This is a genomic window from Methylovorus mays, assembly GCF_020531915.1.
GTDB classification, from domain to species: domain Bacteria; phylum Pseudomonadota; class Gammaproteobacteria; order Burkholderiales; family Methylophilaceae; genus Methylovorus; species Methylovorus mays.
Genome location: NZ_JAJAVG010000003.1, coordinates 42277 through 67425, shown reverse-complemented (window position 1 = coordinate 67425; position 25149 = coordinate 42277). Strand labels below are relative to the sequence as shown.

Genomic DNA, 25149 nt, shown 5'->3' with positions numbered 1-25149 from the left:
CGGCGATGATGAATGCACGCGAGCTGCGGCATTACCTGCGTCAGGGCGGGGTCATTGCCTATCCTACCGAATCCTGCTTCGGGCTCGGCTGTGATCCACATAGCCGCCTGGGCGTGCAACGCATATTGCGTCTCAAAGGGCGGCCGCAGCGCAAAGGGCTGATCCTGATCGGGGATCAGCAGACGCGTTTCAAGCGCCTGATCGCACCGTTAAGCGCCGAGCAGCAAGCGCGCGTTGCCACTACCTGGCCAGGCCCGCATACCTGGCTGGTGCCACACGCAGAAGACTGTCCCATCTGGCTGCATGGCAGGCATCCCTCGCTCGCCGTGCGCGTCACAGCACACCGCTTGTCGGCAAGACTTTGCCGCATGGCAGGCATGGCGCTGGTCTCTACCAGCGCCAACAAGGCAGGCCATGCCCCGGCCAAAACCACCCGTAAATGCCGCCAGCTTTTCGGACAACGTGTGCGCGTGATTGCCGGGCTCACCGGTGGCGCGCGCAAGCCTTCGACCATACAAGACCTCATCACCGGACGCATTTTGCGCCCCTAAACCGGAGCACCGCATGAATTCCGACGCCGTATATGACTATCTGCAAGGTCTGCAAAACCGCATTGTTGAAGCGATTGAACTGATTGATGGCAAGAATTTCCTCAACGACAGCTGGCAGCGGCCGGAAGGCGGCGGTGGGACTTCCTGCCTGCTGGAAGAAGGCCATGTGTTTGAACGTGCAGGCGTAGGCTTTTCGCATGTGATCGGCAACAAGTTGCCACCCTCCGCCAGCGTGGCACACCCCGAAGCGGCGGGCCGCAGCTGGAAGGCCATGGGCGTCTCGCTGGTGTTTCACCCGCGCAATCCTTACATCCCCACCGTGCATATGAATGTGCGCTTTTTTGTCGCGGAAAAACCTGGTGAAGAGCCGATCTGGTGGTTCGGTGGCGGCATGGACCTGACGCCGTATTACGGGTTTGAAGAAGACGCCATTCACTTTCACCGTCTTTGCCGCGAAGCGCTCGCGCCGTTTGGCAGCCAGTATTACCCGGCGTTCAAGCAGCATTGTGATGAATATTTCCACCTCAAGCATCGCAAAGAGCCACGCGGCATAGGCGGCATCTTCTTTGATGATTTCAATGAGCTGGGCTTTGAGCAGAGCTTTGCGCTGATCCGCAGTGTGGGCGATGCCTTCATTCAGGCTTACATGCCTATCGTGCAGCGCCGCAAAGACATGGCGTATGGCGAGCGCGAGCGCGACTTCCAGGCCTATCGTCGTGGCCGCTATGTGGAATTCAACCTGGTGTATGACCGCGGCACGCTGTTTGGCCTGCAATCCAATGGGCGTACCGAATCCATCCTGCTTTCCATGCCTCCCATCGTCAAATGGCGCTATGACTGGAAACCAGAAGCAGGCTCGCCTGAAGCCCGTCTCTACAGCGACTTCCTGATCGATAAAAACTGGCTGGGTTAGCTTGATCGGCGCGGTTTGTGCTTATAATCCCTGTAAAAAGGGAGTGATAAATGCAAACCATTGAAAGCGTCATCGCCACATTATCCAGCTGGATCTGGGGGCCGCCCATGCTGATCCTGCTGGTGGGCACCGGCCTCTATCTGACCGTGCTGCTCAAAGGTTTGCAGTTCCGCACCCTGCCACTGGCATTCAAGCTGATTTTCAAAAAAGAAGTCGGGCACGACGGCGATATCAGCCATTTTGCCGCGCTGATGACCGCGCTTGCCGCGACCGTGGGCATAGGCAATATTGTCGGCGTTGCCACCGCCATTACCCTGGGCGGACCCGGCGCCGTGTTCTGGATGTGGATGACCGGCCTGGTCGGCATGGTGACCAAATATTCAGAAGCCGTCCTCGCCATCAAATACCGTGAAAAAGGCCCACATGGCATGCGCGGCGGCCCCATGTACTACCTGGCAAAAGGCGTGGGCATGCCGTGGCTGGGCGCGCTGTTCGCCTTTTTTACCGCCTGTGCCGCCTTTGGTATCGGCAATATGGCGCAGGCCAATGCCACGGCTGAAATCTTCAAATCCACCTTTCACATCCCCACCGAGCTCACTGGCTTTATCCTGATGGTGCTGACCGGCTTGGTGATCATTGGTGGCATCAAGTCCATCGGCAAATTCACCTCTTATCTGGTGCCGCTGATGATCGTGGTTTATGTGGGCAGCGGCCTGGTGGTGCTGGCCTACAACGTTAGCGAAATCCCGCATGCGTTTTACCTGATCTTCCATCATGCCTTCAGCCCGGCAGCCGCCGGTGGTGGTTTTGCCGGGGCCACGGTCGCCGCCGCCATGCGTTATGGCATTGCCCGCGGCGTGTTTTCCAATGAATCCGGTCTGGGCTCGGCCCCCATTGCCGCCGCTGCGGCTCGCACCAAGGACCCGGTCAGCCAGGCACTGGTGAGCATGACGCAAACCTTTATTGATACGCTGGTGGTCTGCACCATGACCGCGCTCATCATCCTCACCGCCACCGCCTGGAAGCACGGCGTCAGCGCAGGCCAGCTCACCAGCATCAGCATGGCGGAAACCCTGGGCGACACCGGCAAATACATCGTCGCCATTTCCACCGCGCTGTTTGCCTACTCCACCCTCATCGGCTGGAATTACTACGGCGAAAAAGCGGTGGAATACCTGTTTGGCTTCCGCAGCATCAAGATTTATCGTCTGGTGTTCACGCTGGCGGTCGCCGTTGGCGCCAGCATCAGCCTGGAACTGGTGTGGAATTTCTCGGACCTGATGAATGGCATGATGGCGATTCCCAACCTGATCGGCCTGCTGGTACTTTCCAAGGTGATCAAGGCGGAAACCGACCGCTACTTCAAGGGATAGGCATACATCATGAGCCAAGCCCGCAGTCACTGGTCAAATCGCTGGACATTCATGCTGGCTACTGCGGGTTCTGCGATTGGTCTTGGCAATATCTGGAAATTTCCCTACATGACCGGCGTCAACGGCGGCAGTGCTTTTGTACTGGTATTTCTCGCCTGCATCGCCATGGTCGGCATCCCGCTCATGATGTGCGAAATCATGCTGGGGCGCCGCGCCCAGCGTAACCCCATCGATGGCATGCATGCACTGGCGCAAGAGGCTGGCAGCAGCAGGCACTGGAAATGGGTGGGGGTCATGGGGCTTGTTGCCGGCATTTTGATTCTGGCTTTTTACAGTGTGATTGCGGGCTGGATTCTGCATTACGTGGTGGAAGCGGCACGCGGCAGTTTCATCGGCATGGATGGCGAGCGATCGGCAAGCGCCTTTCAGCAGTTTCTGGCATCCCCTCTTGAGCTTGCCGTGTGGCATACCATTTTCATCGGCATGACGCTGGGCGTGGTGGCACGTGGCGTCAATGCCGGACTGGAGCAGGCCAACAAGATACTGATGCCTTCCCTGTTTGCCATTTTGCTGGTACTGCTGGGCTACAGCATGTCGGTGGGTGACTTTCAGGCAGCACTTCATTTCATGTTCACGCCCGATTTTTCCAAGGTCACCCCTACTGCGGTGCTCTCTGCGCTTGGTCATGCGTTTTTCTCCCTGAGCCTGGGCATGGGGGCTGTCATGGTCTACGGCTCCTATCTGCAACGTCATGTCTCCATTGCCCGCACTTCCATTTACATTGCCTTGGCCGATACGCTGGTCGGCCTGCTGGTTGGTATCGCCATTTTTGCACTGGTGTTTGCCAATCATCTGGAACCAGGGGCAGGCCCCGGCCTGATTTTCCAGACGCTGCCCATCGCCTTTGGCCGCATGCCCATGGGCACAGTCATGGGTGTGCTGTTTTTTGTTCTGGTGGCGTTTGCTGCCTGGACCTCGGCAATTTCGCTGGTGGAGCCCGCCGTTGCCTGGATCACGGAAAACAGCCGCTTGACTCGCAAACAGTCAGCCTGGCTGATTGGTATTGCCGACTGGCTGCTGGGCATCGCCGTCGTACTTTCGTTCAATCTGTGGCAAGACATCAGGCTGCTATTTGGCCTCGGCATTTTTGATACGCTGGACAAACTGACCACCACCATCATGCTGCCACTGGGCGGACTGTGCATGGCCGTGTTTGCGGGCTGGTACATGAAGACCTCGCATGTGGCAGAAGAGCTGGACATTTCACCCCTAGCTTATCGTGCATGGCGCTTTACCATACGTTATATTTCACCCTTGGCGATTGTTGCCATTTTCCTATACCTGACCGGGCTGCTTTAGCCTGGCGTTTGATCTTACTTTTCACAGGCATACCATGTCCGACCTTCAACGTTTACATCCCGGTGCCCGCTACAGCGAGGCCACCATTTTCAACGGCACGATTTACCTGGCTGGCCAGGTGGCGAATGATGGCAGCCTGGATATCCAGGGCCAAACCGCAGAAGTGCTGACCATGGTCGATAACTTGCTGGCAGAAGCTGGCAGCGATAAATCGCGCATCCTCATGGCGCAGATTTATCTGGCTGATCTGGCTGATTACGACGGCATGAACAAGGTGTGGGATGCCTGGGTGCCCGCCGGAGCGGCCCCACCACGCGCCACAGTAAAGGCGGCCCTGGCCAGGCCCGAATGGCGGATTGAGATCGTCATTACGGCAGCCCAACTGTAGGCTATAAGTCGCCTACGGCCGAGAGTGAGCCGCTCTCCATTGCGCACCGCGGGCAACAAAAAAGCCGGTCTTTTGAACCGGCTTTTTTGTTTGAAAACTGTAATCCGTAATTACAGTGTCAGAATCCATTCAACGATAGTCTTGATGTCTTCGTCTTTTACGTGCGGGCTGTTAGGCGGCATTGGGATTGGGCCCCAAACACCACTGCCACCAGCCTTGACCTTGGCGATCAGCTTTGCTTCTGCCGTTTTGTCGCCCTTGTACTTGGCAGCAACGTCCTTGTAAGCAGGACCCACTACCTTGTTGGCGATGCTGTGACATGCCAGACAGCCATTTTTCTGAGCCAGGGCTTCAGCTGCCTTGGCATCCGCTGCGCTTGCTTGTCCAGCCAGCATCAAAGAGCCGGCGGCTGCAACCGTCATTAATAAACCTTTCATGCTTTCTCCTTCATCTCGGTCTTGTAAAAACTACGTTAATACAACTTGTAATGATACCTAGGATTGCGGCGCCTTGGAAAGTGCTTAAGCGTTTTATTAACCCTGTCAATCTCGTGCATCACTTACAACACTCAATCAACGTCAATCCTGCCGAAACGTTGACCTTGTCCTGTCATGCATCACTTGCACATGCATCATTCTGACTTACCTGCCTGGGAGCAGTTCCACCCCGACGCCTGGGACCGTTCAGCCCCGGTGTCGGCTATATGTAATATTCGGTGCTGTATTCCACTTCCAGCGTGTGGACTTCACCCGGTGCAACGGTGATCACATTGTCGGTGGCGTTGGCAGACTCTACGCAGACCATGTGACGCCAGCCCGAATGGCTGCCCAGATCACCAATCTCGGCCGCTTTCTGCCCCCAAGGATTCCATACCACGGTGGATTTGCTGCCAGACTTCTGCACAGTGATACGGCGGCGCAATCCTGGGTCTTCAATCACACAGGTACTCTCGGTATTGATGTACACCCGATCGGTTTCTTCAGTAAAGCGAATGTCACCCTGCTGCTGCTTGACAGCATACCCTTCCACCTTGTCCTGATACTGCGTGTCCTGCAAACCGCTGATCTTGATGACTTCAATATCGCTGACATGAAAATAAGTATGCAAGGCCTCCCCCAATACAAAGGGCGCGGTACCCGTATTGGTCGTTGTGAGCTGCATACGCAACGCTGAGCCCACAATCACCGTGAGTGTCACTTCGCAATGATGTGGCCATTGCTTGCCGAGCTGCTGGGTTTCAATGAGTTGCATGATGATGCGCGTAGCACCATCCGGATCAATCACCGTATCGACGATTTTCCACTGGGCCACCCGGGCAAAACCGTGCGGACAAAGCGTTTCGTCGGTGGCATGTGCACCAAACCAGGGCCAGCATACCGGCACACCACCGCGAATCGAGCGGCCACGAACAAAGCGCGCCTGGTCCGACAGCCACAACACGGGCTCTTCAGAGTGATGGGGTTGCCACTCCATGACATGCGCGCCTTGCAGGGCGATCTTGGCCGAAGCATGAGGATTTTCAATATGAACCGTTACCAGACCATTCTGATCGGAATAGAAATGGATTTTCTGGCCAACGCCGTAACGCGCATTCAACTGCTGTATGGATTGCATCCGACTCTTGATCCTTACGATGTTATTTTTCGATCTGGCTTACATCGCGCACAGCTCCACGGGCTGCCGAGGTACTCATGGCGGCGTAGGCACGCAGGGCGGGTGACACATGACGCTCACGCGCCTGTGGCTTCCAGGCATCCTTGCCGCGTGCCTCCATGGCAGCACGACGATGCGCCAGGACTTCATCGCTGACGGCAAGATGAATGGTGCGATTGGGGATATCGATTTCGATGGTATCGCCTTCCTCCACCAGACCAATGGCGCCGCCTTCAGCCGCTTCAGGTGAGGCATGGCCGATGCTAAGGCCAGAGGTGCCACCGGAAAAACGTCCGTCCGTAAGTAAAGCACATTCCTTGCCAAGGCCTTTGGACTTGAGATAGGACGTCGGATACAGCATTTCCTGCATGCCTGGGCCACCACGCGGACCTTCGTAACGAATCACCACCACATCGCCCGCGACGATCTTGTCACCGAGAATGCCTTCAACGGCTGCATCCTGCGATTCAAAAATGCGCGCACGCCCAGTGAATTTGAGAATGCTGTCATCGACACCAGCGGTCTTGACGATACAGCCGTCCAGCGCAATGTTGCCGTACAGCACGGCGAGGCCGCCATCCTGCGAGTAGGCGTGTTCCTTGTTGCGGATGCAGCCTTCTTCACGATCCGTATCCAGCTCAGGCCACAGCATGGACTGGCTGAAGGCAATGGTGGTGGAAATGCCGCCAGGCGCAGCGCGATAGAATTTCTTCACATCTTCGTCGGTGGTGGTAGTGATATCCCACTTCGCCAGTGCATCACCCAGGGTTGGGCTGTGCACGGTAGGCGTATCCGCGTGGATATTTCCGGCGCGGTTCAGCTCGCTCAAAATCCCCATCACGCCACCGGCGCGGTGCACGTCTTCCATGTGGTACTTGGCGGTGGCAGGCGCTACCTTGCAGACACAAGGCACATTGCGCGAGATACGGTCAATGTCGGCCATGGTGAAATTCACGCCCGCTTCATGTGCTGCAGCCAGCAAATGCAGTACGGTATTGGTGGAGCCGCCCATGGCCACATCCAGGCTCATGGCATTCTCGAAGGCCTTGAAGTTGGCAATATTTCGCGGCAGCACGCTTTCGTCGTCCTGCTCGTAATAGCGCTTGGTGATCTCGACTATCAGACGCCCCGCCTTGAGGAACAACTCCTTGCGGGCCGCATGCGTGGCGAGCGTGGAGCCATTGCCTGGCAATGACAGACCCAACGCCTCGGTCAGGCAGTTCATGGAATTGGCGGTAAACATGCCGGAGCAGGAACCGCAGGTCGGGCAGGCCGAACGCTCAATCGCCTCGGACTCCGCATCACTGACCTTGCTGTCAGCGCCGGCCACCATGGCATCCACCAGATCCAGCTTGTGGAACGTGCCTTGCCAATTGACCTTGCCTGCTTCCATCGGGCCACCCGACACGAATACCACCGGGATATTCAGACGCAGTGCCGCCATCAGCATGCCTGGGGTGATCTTGTCGCAGTTGGAGATGCACACCAGCGCATCGGCACAGTGGGCATTGACCATGTACTCCACGCTATCGGCGATGAGGTCGCGGCTGGGCAGGCTGTAGAGCATGCCACCGTGGCCCATGGCGATGCCGTCATCCACGGCAATGGTGTTGAATTCCTTGGCAACGCCGCCAGCACGCTCAATTTCACGGGCGACCATCTGGCCTAGGTCCTTGAGGTGGACATGGCCAGGCACAAACTGGGTAAAGGAATTGGCAATGGCAATAATTGGCTTGGTGAAGTCTTCTTCCTTCATGCCGGTAGCCCGCCACAAGGCACGGGCACCCGCCATATTGCGGCCATGGGTGGTAGTACGGGAACGGTATTCAGGCATGGCGTTAATCCGAGTGGAATCAAAAAAGTAAATTTTAACCCAGATCAACGTCGAGGACGTGAGATGTCGTTATCTTGCTACATTTGAGCGGCCCAAGCAGGCCTTTACGTTGCATCAACGCAACGACTGGTTGAAGGTCTCCAGTGGCACCGGACGTCCGTAGTAATAGCCTTGCACATACTGGCAGCCAAGCAGGCTGAGGAGTTCGGCCTGCTCGGCAGTTTCCACGCCCTCGGCCACCAGATCCTTACCCAGGCTGTCGGCCATGGCGATGATGGCTTTAACCAGCAGGGCCGATTCGGTATTGGTAGCAATATCACTGACAAATGAACGATCAATCTTGACCTGGCTGACCGGAAACTTGTTGAGATAGCCCAGCGCGGAATAACCGGTACCAAAATCATCAATGGCGATGGCAATGCCGATCGAGTGCAACGCCTCCAAGGTCTGGCGTATATGGTCACTATCATGCAGCAGCAGGCTTTCGGTAATTTCAAACTTGAGCCACTGCGGATGGCATCCGGTTTCCTGCAGGCAGTCGGTAATCATGGTCAGAAAATCCTGCTGCATGAACTGCCGCGAAGACAGATTGATGGCCAGCACATAGGGCTGGCTGCGCAGCGCATTCCAGGCCGCTGCAGTACGGCAGCCCTCGCGCAGCACCCAGCCACCAATCTCGACGATCATGCCGCGCTCCTCGGCAATGGGGATGAATTTATCCGGCCCCACCATGCCGAGGTCAAAACTGTTCCAGCGCAGCAGAGCTTCGGCGCCATACATCTCGCCCGTCGCCAGCTCCATGATGGGCTGGTAATACAACTGCAACTCGCCTTTGCCCAGCGCCTGCCGCAACAGATTTTCCATGAGCAAACGCTCGGCCGCATTGACCGTCAGCTCCTGATTGTAAAACTGGAAATTGTTACGGCCCTGCCGTTTGGCGTGGTACATGGCAAGATCGGCATGCTTGAGCAAATCATCCAGATGGCTGCTGTCCTCGGGGTAAAAGGCAATGCCCATGCTGGCAGACACGAAAAACTTGATGCTGGACACTTCAAACGGCACGTTCAGTGCATCGATGATGCGCGCTGCCAGCAGGGCAGCATCCAGCCGGGACAGGCAATGCGGCAGGGAAATGGCAAATTCGTCGCCCCCCATGCGCGCCAGCATGTCGTCTTTGTCCAGCAATTGGCTGATACGCCGCGACACTTCAATCAGCAACTTGTCACCCACTGAGTGGCCCAGGGTGTCGTTGATGGTCTTGAAGTTATCCAGATCAATAAACAGCAGGCAGAAACCATGCGTCTGGGTTTTCGTCTGTTCAATCAGCACTTGCAGTTGCTGATTGAACAGCAAGCGATTGGGCAACTCCGTCAGGATATCGTGGTAAGCCAGCTGTTCGATACGCTTGCGGTAGCGGCTGTTTTCCGTGACATCACTCGCCACCGTCATGGCGCCGATAACCTCTCCGGAGGACGAGCGCTCCGGCACGATGCGAACCAGATGCACCAGCTGCTCCTCGCCATACTGCGTGATCAGTTCCAGGGTATCAGGCTCGCCAGAATCCATCACGTTGAGGATACGTTTCTGGTAATCCTCGGCAGTGATATTGATGATATTGCCGCTCCAGTACTCTACCGGTGACTTGCCCATCACCTCACTGATACGCTGCTGCAAACTTTCACGCATCGCACAATACGAGTTTACAAACACGCGCCGGCACTCGCGGTCATAGCGCACTATGGTCAATGGCAGATTCTGCACCAGCATGGAGTATTCGTTCTCGCGCCGGATAATCTCCGCCTCCAGCCGTCGCTCCGCCGTAATGTCACGGGCAAACCCCACGGTGCCAATCACTTCGTCATCAATCACCACCGGCGATTTATAGGTTTCGGCCCAATGCAGTTCCCCGTCACTGTTGCGGATGGGCTCCACCAGCATCTTGGCCATCCCCGAGGCCAGGACTTCCTGATCGTCATCGACATAGCCTTGCGCCATGGTCTCGGGAAAATAATCAAAATCGGTTTTGCCGCGCATATCCTCTTCATTCAGCTGCAGCATGCCAGCAAAGGCTTTATTGGTCGCAAGGAAACGACTTTGCTTGTCTTTGAGCCACACCATGAACGGAAACGTATCCAGCACCGCCCGCTGATATTGCTCGCGGCGGCGAATCTCGGCGCCCTCTTCAAAATCACGCTGATCGGTTTGCCGACCAATCGCCAGTACACCCAGCATTTGCCCTTGAGGGTCGCGCACGACACTGAAGTTAACGAGGTCGCAGACCTCCTTTGACCCTATGGTGTAATGGGCGAGGCAGCTTGCGGGCTGTCCAGTTCTGATCACGTTTTCCAGCGTCTCGCGGTAATGCCAGAAAAAAGAATGCATCACGACATCGGCCACCCCACCAAAATGGGCAGGCAAATGCGCTTTAAGCATGGGGTTGATATAGAGGGTTTCGGCGTTGAGGTTGTAGAGGGCAACCTTGTCTTGCACATGCTCGAACAGAATGGCTGCCCACTGACAGATCAGGGAAAGAGTGACGGCTGCGTCCTCCGGCGAAGCTTCGGCCGAAGACGTTTCCGAACCTGACTGTTGCATGCAATGTCCCCCAAAACTGGTATCGCCACCATCAAACGCTGGATGTGCGATCCTGAATGTCATTATTTTCAGTTACCATAGCACATCGTCAATTTAAACAGAACCACGGCAAACGGATATCATTTTTGCTCTGGTAGATCCCTATTCAAGCCATGCTTATACACCCTGAATTCGACCCTATTGCCATTCATATCGGCAGCTTCGGCATCCACTGGTATGGCCTCATGTACCTGCTCGGTTTCCTGAGCCTGCTGTGGCTGGGCAAGTGGCGCATACGCCGCAATCCCAATTCTGGCTGGAAGGTCAGCGATGTCGATGACATCCTGTTTTACGGGGCGCTGGGCGTCATCATCGGCGGGCGACTTGGGTATGTCATGTTTTACCAGCCCACTTACTTCAGCCAGCATCCGCATGAAATCCTTTACCTGTGGCAAGGCGGCATGTCATTCCACGGCGGGTTTCTCGGCGTACTGGCGGCCATGGCGCTGTTTGCCCGCAAAACCGGCAAGCGCTGGCTGGAGATCATGGACTTTGTAGCACCGCTGGTACCGATAGGCCTGGGCGCCGGGCGCATGGGTAACTTCATCAACGGCGAGCTGTGGGGCCGAGCCACCGACATGCCCTGGGGCATGATTTTCCCCAAGGTCGATCAAGTGGTGCGCCACCCCTCGCAGCTCTATGAGTTTGCGCTGGAAGGTGTCATGCTGTTCCTGATTTTATGGATATATTCCAGCAAGCCCCGACCACGCGGCACCGTCTCGGCACTGTTCCTCATCGGCTACGGCAGCTTCCGCTTTCTCGCGGAATACACGCGCGAGCCGGACAGCTACCTTGGCTTGTTATCGATGGGATTGAGCATGGGCCAGTGGCTGAGCGCGCCTATGGTAATCGCCGGGCTGGTGATGTTTTACCTGTGCCGGAAGCCGCGTGCTTAAAACTGTGGCCGCTGATGGCGGGCGGTGCTGTGTCTGAGACTAACCTAGAGACCTGCCCCTGATTATACGATCTGCTCTTCCGTAAACTTTGATCTCGTCACAACACAACCTCCCCTCTGCTTGGTGAAAATTGTGCCGAAATTTCCATTTTCTAATGGTGCGGTAGAGGGGGAGCAGGTCAAATCAGCTTCATTTGCTCTTGATTGCCCAACGTTTGACGTGAGGGGCCGCCGTAGCGACGAAGCCGCGAAGGGAGCCCACAACCGCAGCTTGTGGGCGGCCCCTCACGACGGAATTGTTAGAGGCTCGGCTCATGGTTCTTGTTGAATGCCAACAGAGAGAGAATTTGGCCATAAGCTGAATACAAATGGTGAGTGCCCGGGCCGCTCCATTTTCTGAAATCACCACATCCAGAAGGCTTGCCATCTAACTGTGAATGCCACGGAGAGCCATAAGCAACGATGACTTTCTCGTCGATCTCTTCAAATTGATCTGCCGTGATATCAACGACAAGACCTTCCGACTCAAGCCATGCATGCGTGGACCAAGTTCTATCTTCTTTTACGCCACGCTCCCCACAGACATACTGAAACTCTGTTATTCCGTTGTCTGCAAAGTAAGCACCAAGCAAAAGCGTGGCGTCACCGCATGCGCCTTTGGGGAAGTGCGACATTGGAAGCGGGAGCTTGTCTTTAGGGATGGATTCGATGGCCATCCGCATTCCAGTAGCAAGCTGATTAATAAGAGTGATGTCCATACTAAGCCGCTAACGTTTAACGTGAGGGGCGGCCGTAGCAGCGAAGCTGCGGAAGGCATTTTTAGATGCTTTTGCACGCTGAATTTCAGCTTTATCTATTTCTGGTACGTTTTTCCAATCAATGTGATCTGCCAGTAACAGATCCACGCCTAGACCGGAACGAGCAACCGAAACGATTTGCTTGTACCACTGAGTACAAGACCATTCCCTCATTGGCGTGGATTTGAAGCCTTGAAGCGCTGGATCCCAATACACCCCTGCAGCTTCTCGATAGATGTATTGATACATTGACTTACCTTTTCCCTCGATCCCGAGAAAGAACTCGCCTGTGTCAAGCACTTCAATTCGATTGACTGTTTCGCGATTCATGGACTGCCATCTAACGTTTGAATTCACCGGCCTGCGCGGCGTTTCGCGCAGGTCCGGTGGAATGATGGGTAGCCATTGAGCTTCTCGAGCACATATTGCGCCGGAGAGCCTTCAATGCCGTCGCAGAAGTGAATTACATTCTTGTTGAACTCGTCAGCCTTGTTCTCTAGGTGCAATTTGAATGCCTTAAGGGATTCACCGATTCGATTGTCTTCGCTAGCTAGCTGGTTTATCGATTGTGCATTCACGCCATCGTTAACGAACGCCAAATAAATATCAAAGGAATCTCTTTCTCTCTTTTGCTTCTGGCAACTATCCATCTTCGTAACAAACATTCCTTCAAAAGTCACCAACGAAAAACTTGCGCCGTCGATGCTCTCAACGGTGTGCATATTCTTTTGGAATAGCACTTCAGAATTCGGAAGCGCAACGGAACAAATTTCCTTCAGCCGGCGCTCCGCATTGTTCAAAGGAATATCGAGTTCAAGATGATCGACGAAAAGGCCCACGGAGTCTATGTCTTCGAGCATTCTTGGATGAAGCAGATCAATGTTGTAAATAAGGGCCTTGCCATTGACAATTTGTTTCTTGAGCAACTGAAATGGATGCTTGGCTGAAGGATCGAAACCTGATTGAACTAACTGCTCAATTACATTTGACAAAAACCCTGGGCTATTCGAATCTCTAAACAGGATGTCGACGTCCAGAGTTCCTGGATGAGGGATGCTCGACTTGTTTCTGATTACGGGACACCATCCCCCGATGATCGTGTGTTCGATCTTGGGAAATTGCGAAAGCACTGTCGCTACATCTTTCAGCAGTGCTCTGGCACCATCTTCTACTGAGCTCAGCATGCAATGATTCCAATAGCTAAAGTTGAATCAAAGGAGCGCCGTTAGGCGTCCCGCTTGAATGAGGGGTTAGAGGCTGGACTGGTCACGAACACGTCCAATCATTTGTTTTTCTAACTCTTGGAGCTCGTTATATAGATTGCCTGCTTGCTTATTAGCTTCTGCGCTTACATCCTCACCTATGGCATCAAATTTTCCATATCCTGCATCAGATATGGCATCAGTTAAGATTTTTCGCTCACCATCAGTTAGAACTGCACCATACTTTGCTAAAAAATCATTAAGTTTGCTTTCGATACTCCCGAAGTTTTGTGCGATGACATCACAGGCTTCGTACCAATCCATCATTGGGTGGTTGAAACCAGGATGTATTGATTGCATTAATCTGGAAAACTCTGATGCCGCTTCAAATTCTTTCTGAAAAATAAATTCAGATTTTTTTAACTTAACTTTGTAGCTTTCAACTTCTCGCAAGAAATCTGCTTTGATGCGTTCTAATGCTTGGGTATTTGAAGCCTTTAATTTTTCGCCAAGACGTTCTGCCCACACTTTTCCCAGCCAGCTAGACAGGCTTAAAACAATTATCCCACCACCGCCTAGAGCAGTTAGTAAGCCTAATACTGTTTGCCAAAGTGGTGATTCCATTTTTAGCCTCTTAAATAGCATCCAATATATTACTTAATATTTTATTGGGCTGGTTGATATTAGTTTAATTATTGTTGTTCTCTATTTAAATCGTTGAGTAGAGTAGGTTTAGTGCAACTTTAATTCTTATCTTTAACTGAATCACACAGCATGATGCCATCCGCAGGGAATTCCAGTCGTCCACCAAAATTGCTTGAACAAGTCGCAGGTCGCATCCAGATGATGCACTATAGTATCAGAACCGAAAAAGCCTATGTGGCCTGGATCAAGTGCTTGATTCTATTCCACAATAAAACCCTCCACCAAACCTTAAAGTGAGAATATGTGGAGGCTTTCTTAACACATCAGGCGGTTGATAGGCATGTGTCGGCATCCACGCGAGCTACTTAACGCGCACTTTGAGCGCGTGAAAATACGGATAGTTATCTGAGATTGTTATCGATGGGGCTGAGCCTGCCCATGGTAATTGCGGGGCTGGTGATGTTGTACCTGTGCCGCCAGCCACGCCCTTAGAACTGCGGCACCCGATGGCGGGCACGATGCCGCGCCACCTCGGGGCTGCGCAAGGCGGCATGCTTGGTGGCTCGCCCCTGCATGCGCTTGCGCCATAACCTGAACGCGGAGCTGCCCAGCTGCCGTCGCATAAGATCAATCACCGCAGCTTCCGATAAGCCAAATTGAAATGCAATGGCCTCGAATGGCGTGCGATCTTCCCACGCCATTTCAATCACCCGGCCAATATCGGCTGCGCTCAGCTCCTGACCGGAGATGGCGGGCTCAGCGGTATCCCGAGTTAGCAGCACCGCTTCACGCCCTTCCATTTGCCATCCTGCCATTGCTTGAAAAAGGCTTCGCGCGTCAGCGGCGGCTCGTCCACGTGCTGCTCGGCGTGATGGCGCAGATAACGCTCGTAGGCATCATCGCCTGACAGGCGGCGCACGACGCGCCAAAACGCTTTCAATTTGTTCAGCATGTTCAATCCCTTACCCATTGGGCATTCAGCGGTGCTGGTTCGTGTGGGTGCTCGGTCGATGGCCGCACCGGCTTGCCTGCCAGATAGCGCCAGCACACGCGCAGCATATCCAGTATCACCACCCACAGTATCACGACAAAAAACAGCGTCAGCCAGGCATCGAGCTGTTGGTTGAAAATCAGTTGCGGTGCCACGGCGGCTTTTTCTGGTGGCAAAGCACCTGACGCCAGCTTGGCCGCCATATCATTGGCGGCGGCAAAAAAGCCCACGCGCACATCATCGCTCATGATTTTCTGCCAGGCGGCGGTACTGGTAATAATGACTAGCCAGGTGAGCGGAAGTGCCGTTACCCAGGCAAATTTGAGGCGGCCGGATTTGACAAAAATACCCGTGGCAACCGACAAAGCAATGGCCGCCAGCATCTGGTTGGAAATACCAAACAGCGGCCACAGGATATTGACGCCGCCATTGGGGTCAATCACGCCGATGTAGAGGAAATACCCCCAGCCTGCGACCACCAGCGCGCTGGTGAACAATACCGAGGGATACCAGGAGGTCTCGCCCAGTTTGGGCCAGATATTGCCCAGCATGTCCTGCAGCATGAAGCGGCCGACGCGGGTGCCGGCATCCAGCGTGGTCAGGATGAAAATCGCCTCGAACATAATGGCAAAGTGATACCAGAGCGCCAGCAGGCCTTGGCCAAACGCGCTGCCAAAAATGCTGGCCATGCCGACTGCCAGCGAAGGCGCACCGCCGGTACGGGCAAACAGCGTGGCCTCGCCCATCTCGCGCGCCAGCGTGTCCATTTGCGCCACGGTGACCGGGAAACCCCAGCCGCTGATGGTGGCAACGGCATCGGCCGCTTCCTTGCCGACGATGCCCGCCGGGCTGTTGATCGCAAAAAACACGCCGGGATCAAGCACGGTGGCGGCAATCATCGCCATGATGGCAACGAAGGACTCCAGCAACATGGCGCCATAGCCGATCATGCGGATATCGCGCTCGTTTTCCAGCAGCTTGGGCGTGGTGCCAGAGGCAATCAGTGCGTGGAAACCGGAAATGGCGCCGCAGGCGATGGTGATAAAGACAAAGGGGAACAGCTTGCCGCCGAAAATGGGGCCAGTGCCATCAATAAACTGCGTCAGCGCCGGCATTTTGACTTCCGGCTGCAGCATCAGAATGGCAATCGCCAGCACGATCACCGTGCCAAGCTTCATGAAGGTAGATAGATAATCGCGCGGCGCCAGCAGCAGCCAGACCGGCAGAATAGCGGCAGCAAAGCCGTAGGCAATAATCCACCAGGCCAGGGTCAGGCCTTCATGGTCAAACCATACGCGCAAGGTCGCGTTGTGATCCACCCAGCCGCCACCCGCTACGGATAGCAGCAGCAGGATCACGCCCAGCGCCGAGGCTTCCAGCACCTTGCCCGCACGGAAGTGGCGCATGTATAAACCGACAATCATGGCGATGGGAATCGTCGCCGCCACGGTAGAGGTCGCCCATGGGCTGTGCTTCATGGCATTGACCACCACCAGCCCGAGCACGGCAATCAGGATGATCATAATGGCAAAGGTGCCAACGAGGGCGGCAGTGCCGCCTATCGCGCCCAGTTCCTCACGCGCCATCTGGCCCAAGCTGCGCCCATTGCGGCGCGTAGAGAGGAACAAGGTCACCATATCCTGCACGGCCCCACCCAGCACAGCGCCAAACAATATCCACAAGGTGCCGGGCAGATAGCCAAACTGGGCGGCCAGTGTTGGCCCCACCAGCGGGCCAGGCCCGGCAATCGCCGCAAAGTGATGGCCGAAGACGATCCATTTATTGGTTGGCACAAAATCGCGGCCATTATCGAGGCGCACGGCAGGGGTCGCCCGCGAGGCATCCAGCATCAGCACCCGGGCGGCGATCCATGCCGAATAAAAACGATAAGCCAGTGCATACACACACAATGCCGCCGCAATAAACCACAGGGAATTGATACTCTCGCCGCGATGCAGCGCGATGCCTCCCACCGCCGCTGCACCAGATAGCGCAATCAATAGCCACAGACAATTCTTAAGGATGGTTTTCATAATGACCGTGAGTGATGTGCAATGGGCTCACAGTATAAAACAGACCTGAGCGATATGCCGTTTCTAGCGAGGAGGCCATGGATGGATATGCCCCCTGCACTCTGGATGCATAAAAAAGCCGGAGCAATCATGCTCCGGCTTTTTCTACTTATCGCCACCCTGTGGTGCCAGGCACCTGATGGCCTCCTCCCTACTTTTTATCTTTACCCACCTGATTGCCGATAATGCCGCCTACGGCAGCACCACCGACCGTACCGACAGCACTGCCGCCGGTCAACACAGCGCCTGCCGCGGCGCCCACACCTGCGCCCACGGCCGTATTCTTGTCACGCGCCGACATATTGCTACAGGCGGAAAGACACGCCACCGTCAACACAATGCCGGTCACCCGCCAGGTTTTATTGAGGATATCCATGTCTATCTCCTAACGCTGTTTACTTGTTTATTTATTAGCACGCTGACTAGATGCGACCGGTGAGCAACAGGATCAACAGAATGATGACGATCAATCCTAAACCGCCACTCGGGCCATAACCCCAATTGCGACTATGTCCCCAGGTCGGCAACGCACCCAGCAACATCAGGATCAGTACAATAAGCAAAATGGTCGTGATGGACATAAATTCCCTCTTTTCTTCAAATTAGTGAGCAGGTGATCTGCTCAGGTTATGGGGCAATTTCTGATGCGTTTTGCCAGCCGGGGCCAGCGGTGTTAATGCAACAAGAGCTGTGCATTAATTCAGTGCATGAAAAAATAGATGATGATGAGCAGGAATGCGGGTACACCCAGCAGCCAGGCAATAAAATATTTAATCATCAGAATTCCTCCTTAATTTTTTAAGCGTTTGTTTGTTGAGACGCACCTCTACTGTATAGAGGCTGCCCTGCGAAGCGCATAGGGGTAGGTCTGATACTGCTGTCAGTGAAGCCTTACAGGCATAGGCAGCAATCACCCATGGCAGGCAGCCTTCGTGCTTGCAAAATGATTAGTGGAGTACCATCTCAATAATGGAACGTTCCCAACCTTCACAAGGTCTGCGCATAGATGACCACCTCGCCTGATATCCAAGACATGAATGCCGACATACCCACGGCTCCCGCCCCATCCAAACGCCTTTCCGCCTTGAGTCGGTTATGGCCCTTTTTGCGGCCTTATCGCTGGCAGATCATCCTCGCGCTGGTTTTGCTCAGCCTTGCCAGCGCTACCTTGCTCGCTGTGCCGCTGGCATTCCGAGATCTGGTGGATTTTGGTTTTGATAAACCACCACAGCAAGGGCCCAGCGCCAATGGCGATCTCAACAGCCACTTCCTGCTGTTGTTCGGGCTGGCCTGTGCCTGGGCCATGCTGGTCGCGGCACGTTATTTCACCGTATCGTGGGTGGGGGAGCGGGTAACGGCTGATTTGCGCAGTGCCGTCTATGCCCGCGTCCTGACGCAATCGCCACAATTCTTTGAAACCCTGCAAACGGGCGAGGTGCTGTCACGGCTGACCACCGACACCACGCTGATCCAGACCGTGGTTGGCAGTTCCGCCTCCATGGGCCTGCGCAGTCTGTTCCAGTTTGTCGGTGGCATGGTGATGCTGGCCGTCACCAGCACCTATCTCTTCTCCATCAACCTCGGGCTGATGTGCCTGCTGGTCCTGCCTATCATGCTGATCGGCCGCTCCGTCAAAAAGCTCTCGCGCGAATCGCAGGACAAGATCGCCGCCAGTTCGGCCATGGCGGGTGAAATTCTGAATGCCATGCCCACCGTGCAATCCTATACGCAGGAGCAGCGCGAGATCGGCCGCTTCAAGCAAAGCACCGAGCTCAGCTTTGATACGGCCATCCGTCGCGTTCGCGTGCGCGCCGCACTGACCGCGCTGATCATCACCGCCGTGCTGGGAACCATCGTGTTTGTGCTGTGGCTGGGGGCGCGCCAGGTCAGCGAAGGCGCCATGACAGGCGGCGAGCTGGCGTCGTTTGTGTTGTATGCCGCCATGGTGGCAGGGGCGGTGGGCACCATGGCCGAAGTCTGGGGCGATATCATGCGGGCCGCGGGTGCCACCGAGCGCCTGCTTGAACTGCTGCAGGCCGAACCTGCCATTCAGGCACCGGCAGAACCCATGGCATTGAAGTCGACCACGGAAGCCACCATCGGCTTTCACCATGTCAGCTTTCATTACCCTTCCCGCCCCACCCAGCCGGCATTGCAAGAACTGACGCTGGAGATCGCCGCTGGCGAAAACATTGCGCTGGTCGGCCCTTCCGGTGCCGGCAAGACTACCCTGTTCCAGTTGCTGCTGCGCTTTTACGACACCAGCGCAGGCAGCATCACCATCAATGGTCAGGATATACGTCAGCTCAGCCTGGAAAGCCTGCGCGGCCTGATTGCCGTGGTGCCGCAAGACCCGGTGATTTTCTCGGCCAATGCCATGGAAAACATACGCTATGGCTATCCCTATGCCACCGATGCCGAAGTGCTGATGGCCGCCAAGGCCGCCCAGGTCGATGAATTCATCCATCGCCTGCCCAAGGGTTACGACACCTTCCTTGGCGAGCGCGGCACGCGACTGTCTGGTGGGCAACGTCAGCGCATTGCCATCGCCCGCGCCATTCTCAAAAACGCGCCTATTCTGCTACTGGATGAGGCCACCAGCGCGCTGGATGCGGAATCAGAAATCCTGGTACAGCAAGGCTTGCAGGCCGCCATGCAGGGCCGCACCACCCTGATCATCGCGCACCGCCTGGCCACTGTGCAGCAGGTGGACAGGATTATCGTGATGGATCAGGGGCGCATCGTGGAAACCGGCACGCCGGCAGAATTGCGTCAGATGGGCGGACTCTATGCGCGTCTGGCCAAACTGCAGTTCCACGATACCGAAGCCTCCGGCAACGCGCCCTCCGCAGCCCCCATCCCTGCCGATGTAGCCGGCGTCCCTCATGAATAAGCCCTGAAGCAATGCAAGCGGGCGCGCCTGAACTTGCGCCCGCACCGCATGCTCCCAGTGCTCATGATGACCATGCGCCATTTCTTTTTCCGCTGGCTGCTGGCTTTGTTGCTGGCCGCCGCCATGCCAGCCCTGGCCGAGCCTTGTGATGCGGTGCTGCAGCGCTGGCAAACGCAAGAAAATGCCGTGCTGGCCGAGCTTGCGCCAGTATTCCAGCAAGGACGCGAAGATGGCACCATTCAGGTCGAACTGCGCTCGCTGCCCGACTGCGCCACCGAATTACGCCTGCAACTCCCCGCCTCCGACCTGCAGCAAACCCGTCAATACCTGGAGCAGAACCCTGCCAAACGTATCCTCATGAGCGCACAAGGCTATGCCATCCCCGAGCAGGCCGAAAGCGTGGTCACCATCGCGGCCAATGATGCGCACCCTGCCGAACTGAAAGCGCTTAACCAGGGGCTGGAGTTCATGTATCAGCTGCTGACCCAGCTGCGCGCCCATATCCCGGACGGCCAGCAAAATCAGCAAGCCTGGCCCTTGTCCCTGCAGCAATCGCAGCTGCATGCCTGCCGCCAGGCCTGGCAGGCCACCGATCTGACATCCGCCTGTCAATGCCGGCTGCAGCAGTTATCGGCCAGTATTCCCCCGCGCCAGATGGCCCTGATTACCTACCTGCAACAGCAGCCTTATGCCACGGCTACCGGCGCACTTTCCAGCTTCAATACCCTCAGCCAGTCCATCCTGCACAGCTGCCAGTTACAGCCGCGTTAATCCCGCAAACCCGCCGATTCTGCTGCTGAACAAGCCTCACCGGCGCGCTGGATGCCGCATCAGAAATATGGGCGGTTTGTATCGCTGGCTCACTAAGCTACAATTCGGCGAATCATCAGCCACCTCACGACGTCTCGCAGTGCAAACGGCTCCATGCTCATGCGCTAACTATATTGAGCACTGTTCTTGCTTGCACTGACTCACCATGCAGAATATTTCACCTGACAATACGATTTTATTGGCTAAAACCCGCCATATCGAAGAGCTGGAACGGCTCTCCGCCAGCATTCAATTTGTCGAAAGCATAGGCTGGATGGTGCACCAGCTGCAGGCTGAGCGCGGCGCCAGCTGTCTTTATCTGGCCTCTGCCGGTAGCCGCTTTGCCAAAGAGCGCAGTGAAATCATTGAGCAAAACCAGGCCTCGGAGTCTGGTTTCAACGAGGCCTTGCAACGCTATCTCAACCATAACACCTCGGCTGATGCCAAACAGCTCACCCTGATTTCATGGGTCTTGTTGGGGTTTGAGCAGCTCAAGCCCTTTCGCCATCAAGTCACGCTATTAAAAATACCCTTCAGTGACTGCATACAATCCTACACGCGGTTGATAGGCAGTTTGATTTCGCTCATTTTTGAAATCACGGACAATACCGTCAACAGCAAGATCGCTACCTATCTGGTCGCCCTCTACAACCTGGTGCAAGGCAAAGAATTTGCAGGGCAGGAGCGCGCAGTGGGCTCGCATCTGTTTGGTTCGGGTTATATGCAACTGGAGCACCAGCACAAGCTGCTGGAACTGATCGCGCAGCAAGACCGGCATTTTGAGCTCTTTTGCCAATTTGGCACGGACGCCTTGCGCGAGGCCTGGCGTGCCTCGCTGACGACCGAAGCTCACCGTATGCAGCACGACTACCGCAGCAAATTGACGGTGGCCAAAGACCAGCAGGCACTGCAGAGAACCGATGGCGATGCCTGGTTTGAGTTTTGCAGCAAACGGCTCACGGAAATCTGGCATATCCAATGCCAATTGGTGGCTGCCATGCATGACACGCTCGACAACTTGAGTAGCCAGGCCAAACTGGATCTGGAAAATACCCGCCAGCATCTGGACGAGTTAAGAGCCCGACAAACACCCGCGACCAACGTAGATAGTACGTTTTTCAATTTGGCCATTCCGCTGGAGAATGCCTTTACTTTCCTTGCCCATGATGAGCTGGCGCCCTACCCCATGGAGTCCATCATTGCCTTGCTGCAACAGCAGTCACAGCAACTGGCGGAAATTGAAAACGAGCTGTCGGAAACCAAGAAATCACTGGCGGAAAGAAAGCGTATCGAACGCGCCAAAGGCCTGCTGATGAGCAAACTGGGCCTGACCGAAATGGAAGCCTATAAAATGCTGCGCAATACCGCCATGGAGCAGAATCGCAAGCTGATCGATATTGCGGAAAACATCATCACGCTATCCAGCCAGGGTAGCAATTAGTTATTCAAGCTGGTGCACCTGCACTCAATAAGTGCGATGCATCACATTCACGCCATCCCTCCCCCTCCCCTGAAAATTTTTTAAATATACATAAATTCAATCACTTATTTTAATAATGTAGATTGGCACAGCATTTGCTTATGTCTTGACAAAAGGTCAGGCCAACGGCGGTCTGGCGTTTATGCAGGCTTGTGCATATCAACGCAGATATGGCATCGCCAGCAATGCAACAACACATTGGCTCTACTTCAGAGCGGGTAAGGCTGACAAAGCAACACATTAAACGAAGCGATTAAGCTTCCACGAATATGGACAAAGGCGTCCAGCATGTAGACAGGAAACTGTTTGCAGGCTGGACGCCTTTTTTTGTTTTGCGATTTTGATTTTGATACGTGATGGACCACTTTTAAGGGAGCAGACATGAAAAAAACACCAGAAACTGCAGCAGATAACGCCGCACCTGCCGTCGACACCAGTCGTCGCCAGTTTTTCAAGAACGCCGCCGCAGGTGCGCTTGGCGCCGCCGCCATGATGAACATGGTGCCCGCCGCCATCCGCAATCAGGCATGGGCTGCAGGCTCGGACGCTCCAGAACTGACCGAAGTCAAAATCGGCTTCATCCCGCTGACCGATTGCGCACCTATCGTCGTAGCTGCCCAGATGGGCTTCGACAAGAAATACGGCATCAAGATCGTGCCATCCAAGGAAGCCTCCTGGGCGGGCGTGCGCGACAAGGTGGTCAATGGCGAACTGCATGCCGCCCATGTGCTGTATGGCCTGGTGTATGGGGTACAGATGGGCATAGGCGGTCAGCAGAAAGACATGAACGTGCTGCTGACGCTGAACAACAACGGTCAGGGCATCACCCTCGCCAACCAGCTGAAGGACAAGGGTGTCACCGGGGGCGCCACCCTGAAACGCCTGCTCGACAATGAAAACCGCGACTACACCTTCGCCCAGACCTTTCCTACCGGCACCCACGCGATGTGGCTCTACTACTGGCTGGCGACGTATGGCATTCATCCCTTCCAGGATGTGAAGACCATCGTGGTACCGCCACCGCAAATGGTTGCCAACATGCGTATCGGCAATATGGATGGTTACTGTGTGGGTGAACCATGGAATGCACGTGCCATTTACGACAAGGTCGGCTTCACTGCTGCCACCACTCAGGATATCTGGACTGACCATCCGGAAAAGGTGCTGGGCACCACCGCCGAATTTGTCGCCAAGAACCCCAACACGGCACTGGCCATCACCAAGGCGATTCTGGATGCCTGTCGCTACATCGACGCCACGGCCAACCGCCCCGCGGTTGCCAAACTGATTGCCGGCAAGGCTTATGTGAATGCCCCGGAAGAAGTGATCGAAGGCCGCTTCCTTGGCCATTACGACAACGGCATCGGCAAAAAGTGGGAAGACCCCAACTACATGAAGTTCTTCAACGACGGCAAGGTGACCTTCCCCTACCTGTCGGATGGCATGTGGTTCCTCACCCAGCACAAGCGCTGGGGTTTGCTGAAAGCCGACCCGGATTACCTGGGGATCGCCAAAAAGGTCAACCGTATCGACATCTACACCGAAGCAGCCAAATCCCTGGGCATTGCCGTGCCAAGCGACCCGATGCGCAGCAGCAAGCTCATCGATGGCGTGGTGTGGGATGGCAAGGACCCGAAAGCCTATGCCAACGGCTTCAAGATCAAGGCCTGATAAACACGCGGCGGCCCGGCAATGTCGGCCGCCAGTCCTGAACCTGTGATGCGAGGCAAATCATCATGAGTGCAATCGGTATCAGTAAAGAAGACATCAAGACCATCATGAACAATGAGCAAACAGTAGCAAGCAATCCTGTCGCGAGCCCAAAGGCGGCAGCAAAAAAAGCAGCCCGTCCGGCAGTGGCAAAACGCCCCTCTGCGCTCGCCCTGAAAATGCGCGCCTTTTTCCAGTGGCTATTGCCGCCGATATTTGGCCTGCTGCTAATGGGCGCTGTGTGGACCCTGATTTCCCATCAATCGCCCAACCTGCCTGGCCCCGTCAGCACCTGGCATTCGGCAGTGGAGCTGTTCAGCGACCCGTTCTACACCAACAGTCCCAATGACCAGGGCATAGGCTGGAACATCCTGGCCTCGCTGGAACGTGTGGGCCTGGGCTTTGGCCTGGCCGCGCTGATCGGCATACCGCTGGGCTTCATCATCGGCCGCTTCCAGTTCATGTCGCGCATGGCAGCGCCCATCATCGGCATCCTGCGCCCAGTGTCACCGCTGGCCTGGCTGCCTATCGGCCTGCTGGTATTCAAGGCGGCCAACCCCGCGGCCATCTGGGTGATTTTCATCTCCGCCATCTGGCCCATGATCATCAATACCGCCGTGGGCGTGAGCAAGGTGCCACAGGACTACATGAATGTCGCCAAGGTGCTCAACCTCTCCGAGTGGAAGATCGTCACCAAGATTCTGTTCCCCTTTGTGCTGCCTTACATGATGACCGGCGTGCGCCTTTCCATCGGCGTGGCCTGGCTGGTGATCGTGGCGGCAGAAATGCTGACTGGCGGCGTGGGCATCGGCTTCTGGGTGTGGGATGAGTGGAACAACCTGAATGTGGAGCACATCATCATCGCCATCTTCGTTGTCGGCATCGTCGGCCTCTTGCTCGAACTGGCGCTGACCTCCCTCGCTCGCCGCTTCAGCTACGAATAAGGAAC

General features: G+C 55.5%; 25 protein-coding genes. 12 read left to right on the top strand and 13 right to left on the bottom strand.

Translation table 11 applies throughout. The features are described from left to right. Nucleotides 1-5 precede the first annotated feature (5 nt). From LG203_RS00925 to LG203_RS00905, 5 genes are read left to right on the top strand one after another with little or no spacing between them, the layout of a single operon-like run. Complete coding sequence (locus tag LG203_RS00925) at nt 6-551, top strand: L-threonylcarbamoyladenylate synthase (protein ID WP_230344082.1); 546 nt, start codon at nt 6-8, stop codon at nt 549-551. Nucleotides 552-564: 13 nt separating this feature from the next. Continuing rightward, the gene (hemF, locus tag LG203_RS00920) at nt 565-1464 is read left to right on the top strand and encodes an oxygen-dependent coproporphyrinogen oxidase (RefSeq protein ID WP_230344081.1); all 900 of its coding nucleotides are present in this window, start codon (nt 565-567) and stop codon (nt 1462-1464) included. A gap of 50 nt (nt 1465-1514) precedes the next feature. Further along, nucleotides 1515-2837 carry an alanine/glycine:cation symporter family protein gene (locus tag LG203_RS00915; RefSeq protein WP_230344080.1) on the top strand — a complete coding sequence of 441 codons (1323 nt, stop codon included), beginning with the start codon at nt 1515-1517 and terminating at the stop codon, nt 2835-2837. A gap of 9 nt (nt 2838-2846) precedes the next feature. Beyond that, on the top strand, nt 2847-4196 hold the full coding sequence (locus LG203_RS00910) for a sodium-dependent transporter (RefSeq protein ID WP_230344079.1): 1350 nt from the start codon (nt 2847-2849) through the stop codon (nt 4194-4196). Nucleotides 4197-4230: 34 nt separating this feature from the next. After that, complete coding sequence (locus LG203_RS00905; RefSeq protein WP_230344078.1) at nt 4231-4584, top strand: RidA family protein; 354 nt, start codon at nt 4231-4233, stop codon at nt 4582-4584. Between the two features lie 110 nt (nt 4585-4694). Here LG203_RS00905 and LG203_RS00900 read toward each other — a convergent pair whose 3' ends face one another. The 4 genes from LG203_RS00900 to LG203_RS00885 all read right to left on the bottom strand — a co-directional run bounded on the left by LG203_RS00900 (nt 4695) and on the right by LG203_RS00885 (nt 10729). Next, entirely contained in the window at nt 4695-5021 is a 327-nt protein-coding gene (locus tag LG203_RS00900; RefSeq protein WP_230344077.1) for a c-type cytochrome, read from the bottom strand. 262 nt (nt 5022-5283) lie between these two features. After that, complete coding sequence (locus LG203_RS00895) at nt 5284-6198, bottom strand: D-hexose-6-phosphate mutarotase (protein WP_230344076.1); 915 nt, start codon at nt 6196-6198, stop codon at nt 5284-5286. A gap of 22 nt (nt 6199-6220) precedes the next feature. Beyond that, nucleotides 6221-8071, bottom strand: a complete 1851-nt coding sequence (gene ilvD, locus LG203_RS00890; protein ID WP_230344075.1) for a dihydroxy-acid dehydratase — start codon at nt 8069-8071, stop codon at nt 6221-6223. A 114-nt stretch (nt 8072-8185) separates the two neighbouring features. Further along, nucleotides 8186-10729, bottom strand: coding sequence for an EAL domain-containing protein (locus LG203_RS00885; RefSeq protein WP_230344074.1), 2544 nt, complete (start codon nt 10727-10729; stop codon nt 8186-8188). Between the two features lie 89 nt (nt 10730-10818). Here LG203_RS00885 and lgt point away from each other — a divergent pair, with 89 nt between their 5' ends. After that, on the top strand, nt 10819-11601 hold the full coding sequence (gene lgt / locus LG203_RS00880) for a prolipoprotein diacylglyceryl transferase (protein WP_230344073.1): 783 nt from the start codon (nt 10819-10821) through the stop codon (nt 11599-11601). 298 nt (nt 11602-11899) lie between these two features. Here the strand turns inward: lgt and LG203_RS00875 are convergent, their stop codons facing one another. The 4 genes from LG203_RS00875 to LG203_RS00860 all read right to left on the bottom strand — a co-directional run bounded on the left by LG203_RS00875 (nt 11900) and on the right by LG203_RS00860 (nt 14223). Beyond that, nucleotides 11900-12358, bottom strand: coding sequence for a hypothetical protein (locus tag LG203_RS00875; protein ID WP_230344072.1), 459 nt, complete (start codon nt 12356-12358; stop codon nt 11900-11902). Nucleotides 12359-12367: 9 nt separating this feature from the next. Continuing rightward, nucleotides 12368-12727 (bottom strand): hypothetical protein, encoded by a 360-nt coding sequence (locus tag LG203_RS00870; RefSeq protein ID WP_230344071.1) that lies wholly within the window; start codon nt 12725-12727, stop codon nt 12368-12370. Nucleotides 12728-12750: 23 nt separating this feature from the next. Beyond that, on the bottom strand, nt 12751-13581 hold the full coding sequence (locus LG203_RS00865; protein ID WP_230344070.1) for a hypothetical protein: 831 nt from the start codon (nt 13579-13581) through the stop codon (nt 12751-12753). Between the two features lie 66 nt (nt 13582-13647). Next, nucleotides 13648-14223: a hypothetical protein gene (locus tag LG203_RS00860; protein ID WP_230344069.1), complete on the bottom strand. Its 576-nt coding sequence runs from the start codon at nt 14221-14223 to the stop codon at nt 13648-13650. Nucleotides 14224-14373: 150 nt separating this feature from the next. Between LG203_RS00860 and LG203_RS14455 the strand changes: the two genes are divergently transcribed. After that, nucleotides 14374-14541, top strand: coding sequence for a phage integrase N-terminal SAM-like domain-containing protein (locus LG203_RS14455; protein WP_407665330.1), 168 nt, complete (start codon nt 14374-14376; stop codon nt 14539-14541). A gap of 191 nt (nt 14542-14732) precedes the next feature. On the opposite strand, the gene LG203_RS00855 is transcribed toward LG203_RS14455, so the two are convergent. The 5 genes from LG203_RS00855 to LG203_RS00835 form a co-directional block, all read right to left on the bottom strand. Beyond that, the gene (locus tag LG203_RS00855) at nt 14733-15044 is read right to left on the bottom strand and encodes a TIGR03643 family protein (protein ID WP_230344068.1); all 312 of its coding nucleotides are present in this window, start codon (nt 15042-15044) and stop codon (nt 14733-14735) included. Continuing rightward, a complete protein-coding gene (locus LG203_RS00850) occupies nt 15017-15196 on the bottom strand; it encodes a YbdD/YjiX family protein (RefSeq protein ID WP_190274883.1) in 180 nt (59 codons plus the stop codon). The genes LG203_RS00855 and LG203_RS00850 overlap by 28 nt, the downstream gene beginning before the upstream one ends. Before the next feature lie 2 nt (nt 15197-15198). Then, nucleotides 15199-17268 (bottom strand): carbon starvation CstA family protein, encoded by a 2070-nt coding sequence (locus LG203_RS00845; RefSeq protein WP_230344067.1) that lies wholly within the window; start codon nt 17266-17268, stop codon nt 15199-15201. Between the two features lie 190 nt (nt 17269-17458). Next, a complete protein-coding gene (locus LG203_RS00840; RefSeq protein ID WP_230344066.1) occupies nt 17459-17683 on the bottom strand; it encodes a glycine zipper 2TM domain-containing protein in 225 nt (74 codons plus the stop codon). 46 nt (nt 17684-17729) lie between these two features. Then, nucleotides 17730-17888 carry a DUF3309 family protein gene (locus LG203_RS00835; RefSeq protein ID WP_230344065.1) on the bottom strand — a complete coding sequence of 53 codons (159 nt, stop codon included), beginning with the start codon at nt 17886-17888 and terminating at the stop codon, nt 17730-17732. Between the two features lie 425 nt (nt 17889-18313). On the opposite strand from LG203_RS00835, the gene LG203_RS00830 reads away from it, so the two are divergent. The 5 genes from LG203_RS00830 to ntrB all read left to right on the top strand — a co-directional run bounded on the left by LG203_RS00830 (nt 18314) and on the right by ntrB (nt 25144). After that, nucleotides 18314-20200, top strand: coding sequence for an ABC transporter transmembrane domain-containing protein (locus LG203_RS00830; RefSeq protein ID WP_230344064.1), 1887 nt, complete (start codon nt 18314-18316; stop codon nt 20198-20200). A 63-nt stretch (nt 20201-20263) separates the two neighbouring features. Further along, nucleotides 20264-20971, top strand: a complete 708-nt coding sequence (locus tag LG203_RS00825) for a hypothetical protein (RefSeq protein WP_230344063.1) — start codon at nt 20264-20266, stop codon at nt 20969-20971. Between the two features lie 205 nt (nt 20972-21176). Continuing rightward, on the top strand, nt 21177-22451 hold the full coding sequence (locus LG203_RS00820; RefSeq protein WP_230344062.1) for a nitrate regulatory protein: 1275 nt from the start codon (nt 21177-21179) through the stop codon (nt 22449-22451). A gap of 420 nt (nt 22452-22871) precedes the next feature. Beyond that, on the top strand, nt 22872-24161 hold the full coding sequence (locus tag LG203_RS00815) for a CmpA/NrtA family ABC transporter substrate-binding protein (RefSeq protein WP_230344061.1): 1290 nt from the start codon (nt 22872-22874) through the stop codon (nt 24159-24161). Between the two features lie 65 nt (nt 24162-24226). Further along, nucleotides 24227-25144: a nitrate ABC transporter permease gene (gene ntrB, locus LG203_RS00810; protein ID WP_230344060.1), complete on the top strand. Its 918-nt coding sequence runs from the start codon at nt 24227-24229 to the stop codon at nt 25142-25144. The last annotated feature ends 5 nt before the right edge of the window (nt 25145-25149 follow it).

Excerpts from the sequence above, each read along its gene's own strand:
- LG203_RS00925 (WP_230344082.1), top strand. The coding sequence starts at position 6 with ATGATGAATGCACGCGAGCTGCGGCATTACCTGCGTCAGGGCGGGGTC.
- hemF (WP_230344081.1), top strand. The coding sequence starts at position 565 with ATGAATTCCGACGCCGTATATGACTATCTGCAAGGTCTGCAAAACCGC.
- LG203_RS00915 (WP_230344080.1), top strand. The coding sequence starts at position 1,515 with ATGCAAACCATTGAAAGCGTCATCGCCACATTATCCAGCTGGATCTGG.
- LG203_RS00910 (WP_230344079.1), top strand. The coding sequence starts at position 2,847 with ATGAGCCAAGCCCGCAGTCACTGGTCAAATCGCTGGACATTCATGCTG.
- LG203_RS00905 (WP_230344078.1), top strand. The coding sequence starts at position 4,231 with ATGTCCGACCTTCAACGTTTACATCCCGGTGCCCGCTACAGCGAGGCC.
- LG203_RS00900 (WP_230344077.1), bottom strand. The coding sequence starts at position 5,021 with ATGAAAGGTTTATTAATGACGGTTGCAGCCGCCGGCTCTTTGATGCTG.
- LG203_RS00895 (WP_230344076.1), bottom strand. The coding sequence starts at position 6,198 with ATGCAATCCATACAGCAGTTGAATGCGCGTTACGGCGTTGGCCAGAAA.
- ilvD (WP_230344075.1), bottom strand. The coding sequence starts at position 8,071 with ATGCCTGAATACCGTTCCCGTACTACCACCCATGGCCGCAATATGGCG.
- LG203_RS00885 (WP_230344074.1), bottom strand. The coding sequence starts at position 10,729 with ATGACATTCAGGATCGCACATCCAGCGTTTGATGGTGGCGATACCAGT.
- lgt (WP_230344073.1), top strand. The coding sequence starts at position 10,819 with ATGCTTATACACCCTGAATTCGACCCTATTGCCATTCATATCGGCAGC.
- LG203_RS00875 (WP_230344072.1), bottom strand. The coding sequence starts at position 12,358 with ATGGACATCACTCTTATTAATCAGCTTGCTACTGGAATGCGGATGGCC.
- LG203_RS00870 (WP_230344071.1), bottom strand. The coding sequence starts at position 12,727 with ATGAATCGCGAAACAGTCAATCGAATTGAAGTGCTTGACACAGGCGAG.
- LG203_RS00865 (WP_230344070.1), bottom strand. The coding sequence starts at position 13,581 with ATGCTGAGCTCAGTAGAAGATGGTGCCAGAGCACTGCTGAAAGATGTA.
- LG203_RS00860 (WP_230344069.1), bottom strand. The coding sequence starts at position 14,223 with ATGGAATCACCACTTTGGCAAACAGTATTAGGCTTACTAACTGCTCTA.
- LG203_RS14455 (WP_407665330.1), top strand. The coding sequence starts at position 14,374 with ATGATGCCATCCGCAGGGAATTCCAGTCGTCCACCAAAATTGCTTGAA.
- LG203_RS00855 (WP_230344068.1), bottom strand. The coding sequence starts at position 15,044 with ATGGAAGGGCGTGAAGCGGTGCTGCTAACTCGGGATACCGCTGAGCCC.
- LG203_RS00850 (WP_190274883.1), bottom strand. The coding sequence starts at position 15,196 with ATGCTGAACAAATTGAAAGCGTTTTGGCGCGTCGTGCGCCGCCTGTCA.
- LG203_RS00845 (WP_230344067.1), bottom strand. The coding sequence starts at position 17,268 with ATGAAAACCATCCTTAAGAATTGTCTGTGGCTATTGATTGCGCTATCT.
- LG203_RS00840 (WP_230344066.1), bottom strand. The coding sequence starts at position 17,683 with ATGGATATCCTCAATAAAACCTGGCGGGTGACCGGCATTGTGTTGACG.
- LG203_RS00835 (WP_230344065.1), bottom strand. The coding sequence starts at position 17,888 with ATGTCCATCACGACCATTTTGCTTATTGTACTGATCCTGATGTTGCTG.
- LG203_RS00830 (WP_230344064.1), top strand. The coding sequence starts at position 18,314 with ATGACCACCTCGCCTGATATCCAAGACATGAATGCCGACATACCCACG.
- LG203_RS00825 (WP_230344063.1), top strand. The coding sequence starts at position 20,264 with ATGATGACCATGCGCCATTTCTTTTTCCGCTGGCTGCTGGCTTTGTTG.
- LG203_RS00820 (WP_230344062.1), top strand. The coding sequence starts at position 21,177 with ATGCAGAATATTTCACCTGACAATACGATTTTATTGGCTAAAACCCGC.
- LG203_RS00815 (WP_230344061.1), top strand. The coding sequence starts at position 22,872 with ATGAAAAAAACACCAGAAACTGCAGCAGATAACGCCGCACCTGCCGTC.
- ntrB (WP_230344060.1), top strand. The coding sequence starts at position 24,227 with ATGAGTGCAATCGGTATCAGTAAAGAAGACATCAAGACCATCATGAAC.